Origin of the sequence: Chitinimonas sp. BJB300 (assembly GCF_002735695.1) — a bacterium.
Classification (GTDB): Bacteria; Pseudomonadota; Gammaproteobacteria; order Burkholderiales; family Chitinimonadaceae; genus Chitinimonas.
The window spans coordinates 1-4353 of record NZ_PDZH01000211.1 but is presented as its reverse complement, the minus strand read 5'-3'; the positions used below and the strand labels follow the sequence as shown (position 1 = coordinate 4353).

General features: G+C 52.7%; 2 protein-coding genes. One reads left to right on the top strand and one right to left on the bottom strand.

Going from position 1 to position 4353, the window contains the following annotated elements:
• Positions 1 to 182 precede the first annotated feature (182 nt).
• Positions 183 to 2000, bottom strand: a complete 1818-nt coding sequence (gene typA / locus CSQ89_RS20135) for a translational GTPase TypA (protein ID WP_099407798.1) — start codon at positions 1998 to 2000, stop codon at positions 183 to 185.
• A 434-nt stretch (positions 2001 to 2434) separates the two neighbouring features.
• Here typA and CSQ89_RS20130 point away from each other — a divergent pair, with 434 nt between their 5' ends.
• Positions 2435 to 4126, top strand: coding sequence for a DEAD/DEAH box helicase (locus CSQ89_RS20130; RefSeq protein WP_099407797.1), 1692 nt, complete (start codon positions 2435 to 2437; stop codon positions 4124 to 4126).
• Positions 4127 to 4353: the final 227 nt, after the last annotated feature.

Sequence of the window (4353 nt, the reverse complement as noted above, 5' to 3'; positions counted from 1 at the left end):
CGCGGTTTACGATCCACGCTTCCTTCCCACGCTCGGTCGCCCTCACGCAGTTGCGCTTCACTTCGTTCGCTGTGATCAACTTACGGCGGGACTTCCACCCGCAGGAGTGCGCCCATGCTGGGCGCACGCAAACAAAAACGGCAGCCACTGGCTGCCGTTTTTATTACTGATCTAGCTTCAAATTAACCTTCTGAAGCACGCACAGCACGCTTACGCTCATGCTCATTCAAGTAGCGCTTACGAATACGAATACTGACAGGCGTGATTTCAACCAGTTCATCATCATCAATAAACTCCACAGCCGATTCCAAGGTCAGCTTGATTGGCGTTGTCAGACGAACAGCCTCATCCGTACCGGAAGCCCGTACGTTGGTCAGCTTCTTACCCTTGATCGGATTGACGATCAGATCATTATCGCGACTGTGAATACCGATAATCATGCCCTCATACAACTTATCGCCAGGGCTGACGAACATACGGCCACGATCTTCCAGGTTCCAAAGTGCGTAGGCCACGGCTTCGCCATTCTCTTGCGAGATCAACACACCATTGTGGCGCCCCGGCAAGTCAGCCTTAACAGGACCATAGTCGTCAAACACATGGCTCATCAAGCCAGTACCCCGGGTCATGGTCATGAAGTCGGATTGGAAACCAATCAAGCCACGTGCGGGAATACGATACTCAAGGCGAGTACGGCCTCGTCCATCCGATTCCATATTTGTCAGTTCACCACGGCGGCGGCCGATCTCTTCCATAATGCCGCCTTGATGTTCATCTTCCAGGTCAATGGTCAGGTTCTCATATGGCTCGCACTTCTCGCCATTGACTTCCTTGTACACCACGCGTGGCTTAGCCACAGCCATTTCAAAGCCTTCACGGCGCATGTTCTCTAATAGAATGGTCAGATGAAGCTCGCCACGGCCAGAAACACGGAATATATCTGCATCGCCGGTATCTTCAACACGCAACGCCACATTGATCAGCAACTCTTTGGTCAAGCGATCACGAATTTGACGCGAAGTAACAAACTTACCTTCAGTACCCGCCAATGGTGAGGAGTTAACCATAAAGTCCATGGTCAGCGTAGGTTCATCCACCATCAACATAGGCAAACCAATCGGCGCTTCTTTGTCACAGATGGTGACGCCAATACCGATGTCTTCCAAACCGGAAACAATAATGATGTCGCCAGCCTCAGCACTTTCCACCGGCACTCGATCCAACCCCTGGAAACCCAAGACTTGGTTGATACGGCCCGAAGCAACTTGTGCATCATGGTTCATCACCACAACTTGCTGCCCCGGTTTGATACGGCCGTTGAGCACACGACCTACACCAAGGCGGCCGGTATAGGTCGAATAGTCAAGCGCAGCCAACTGAAGTTGCAACGGTGCATCCGGGTTGCCAGGTGGGGTTGGCACATGCTTGAGTACCGTCTCGAACAAAGCCCGCATATCCGTGGTCTCTTCGGCCAGATTCAACTTGGCAAAACCATTAAGACCCGATGCATAGATGATGGGGAAGTCGAGTTGCTCGTCTGTAGCGCCAAGCTTGTCGAATAGGTCAAACGTCTGGTCCACAACCCAATCAGGACGAGCACCCGGACGATCCACCTTGTTGATCACCACAATAGGGCGCAGACCTAATGCCAATGCCTTCTTCGTCACGAAACGGGTTTGCGGCATCGGGCCTTCAACGGCGTCCACCAGCAGCAACACGCCGTCCACCATACCCAGAACACGCTCGACTTCTCCACCAAAGTCAGCATGGCCAGGGGTATCGACGATATTGATGTGCGTGCCTTCATAATCAATCGCAGTGTTCTTGGCCAGAATCGTGATGCCGCGCTCCTTTTCGAGATCGTTGCTATCCATCACACGCTCGTCGACTTGCTGGTTGTCGCGGAAAGTGCCAGATTGGCGCAGCAGTTGATCAACCAAGGTGGTCTTACCGTGGTCAACGTGGGCGATGATGGCGATATTGCGTAAAGCGCGGCTCATGATTGAGAAACCTGTCAGTTCGAAATGCTGTAAACCGTCGATTTTAGCACGCGAAAACTACTGCACCGCACAAAGTGTTTGATTTTTTCTTTTGTTTTCAGGATAATGCGCACCTTCGTTGGGCTCAGCCCCCACGAATCATCGTCCCTGACCTCCGCGCCGCAGTAGTTTTAATGGTACTTGGCGCCATTTCGGTTAGCGTCGATGTTGGCGCTGCCGATCCGCAAGATTGCCGCATTCCGGCCTCTGTCGATCCCAGCTTTGTAGCCTTTAACAGGCATTGTAAATACGAATTCCGCGCTCGCCGCGCTTAGGTAGTTTATTGTCTACCAGCCCAGCATACAGGGGCTTGTTGTCTTGGCGTGCATGCTCGGCTTCGTATCGTGTTTCCCTTACATAGCCCAAAGGGAAGCACATCTACTTAGGAAAACGCTTTGACTCAAGTCACATTTGCCGACCTCGGCCTCGCTCAGCCTATTCTCGATACCTTGATTACTTCGGGCTATACCCAGCCTACACCGATCCAGGCTGCCGCGATTCCTGCCTTGATGTCGCGTCGCGATGTGATGGCTTCTGCCGCAACAGGCACAGGCAAAACTGCCGCATTTATGCTGCCGGCCCTTAATTTTCTTACTGAAAAATCCGAGAAGCCTGGCAAAGGCCCCCGAATTCTGGTTTTGTCCCCCACGCGTGAACTTGCCGCACAAATCAAAACCGCCGCAGAAACCTATGGTAAGCAGATCCGTCACGCCAAGGTGGTCAGCGTAGTCGGTGGCATGCCTTACCCACTACAAATCAAGCTACTGTCCAGCCCTGTCGAGATTCTTGTCGCAACACCAGGCCGCCTTATTGACCTGATCGAACGTGGCCGTATTGATCTCTCGCGCCTGGAAATGTTGGTGCTCGACGAAGCCGACCGCATGCTGGACCTTGGTTTCCGCGATGACATCGCCCATATCGCCACCAAATTACCGAAGGAACGTGTTACGGCGCTGTTCTCGGCAACTTTGGATGGTGATATCGCCACCATCGCTCAGTCTTTGTTGAATAACCCAGAGCGCATTGAAATTGCAGCACCAGCTCGTCGCCAAGAACAAATCGTTGAAAAACTGCATTACGCTGACGACATCACACACAAGACCAAATTGCTCGACCATATTCTTGCTGATGAAGCCGTTGGCCAAGCCATCATCTTCATTGCGACCAAGCTGGACGCTGGCGATTTGGCAGACCGTTTACTAGGTCAAGGCAAAAAAGCTGCTGCGCTTCATGGTGACATGCCACAGCGGGAACGTACCCGTACTTTGGCTCGCCTGAAGAAAGGTGAAGTTGATGTCCTGGTAGCCACGGATGTTGCAGCGCGTGGTATCGACGTCGCCGGCATCACGCACGTTGTCAACTTCGATCTGCCCAAGTTTGCTGAAGACTATGTACACCGTATCGGCCGTACCGGTCGTGCTGGTCGCGAAGGCGTTGCTATCTCCTTTGCTGCCAAACATGAAGTGCCGGCGCTACGTCGTATTGAGAAGTTCATCGGCCGCAAGATCAATTCAGTTGAATTCGAAGGCTTAAAAGCCCGTTTTGAACCACGCCCAAGCAATGGTAGTGGTGGTGGCCGTTTCGGCGAAAAGCGCAGCTTCAGCGGTGGCCGTGACAGCAGCCGTCCCAACCGATTTGAAGATCGCAAACCCTACGGTGATCGTGAACAAAAGCCTTATGGCGAGCGTAAGAGCTTTGGTGATCGCAAACCTGCAGGTGACCGTCCTGCCTACAATAGCGATCGCCCAGCTTATGCTGACCGCAAGCCCCAGGGAGAGCGCAAGAGCTATGGCGACCGTCAACCTGCTTTTAATGACGGTAACAGCTTCGACCGCAAACCGCGTCAGGGTAATTTCAAAGGCTTGGAAGCCGATCCTACTTTGTATGCAGAACAGCCACGCCTGACGCTACACAGCCCGTTTGAAAGTGGTAATCGCAAGAGTAGTGGCAACACCAGCCGCCCTCAAGGTAACGGTAATAGCACTGCCAACACCAGCCGCTTCGGCAGCCGTAGCGATGCACCACGCGCCAATGCTGGCAAACGTGGCAACCGCCCGTCCTTCCCAAATGGTCGCGATTTTGATTAAGACTCAGTTTAGGTAGCGTAGTAAACCTACCTACTCCTGTATAAAAAAGCCGCCTTCTTAATCGAGGCGGCTTTTTTAAATCTCTGAATACTATTTATTGACTGATGTTACGCAGTGCATACGCTAACCTGTCGCAATGAAGAACAAAGAACTCGATTTGTACACCGACTATTTGCTGAGCACGTTTGGTGCGGCGACAGCAACGGGCTTGTCGGCGATGGTAGGTG

Coding starts and splice junctions, on each gene's coding strand:
- typA (WP_099407798.1), bottom strand. CDS start 2,000: ATGAGCCGCGCTTTACGCAATATCGCCATCATCGCCCACGTTGACCAC.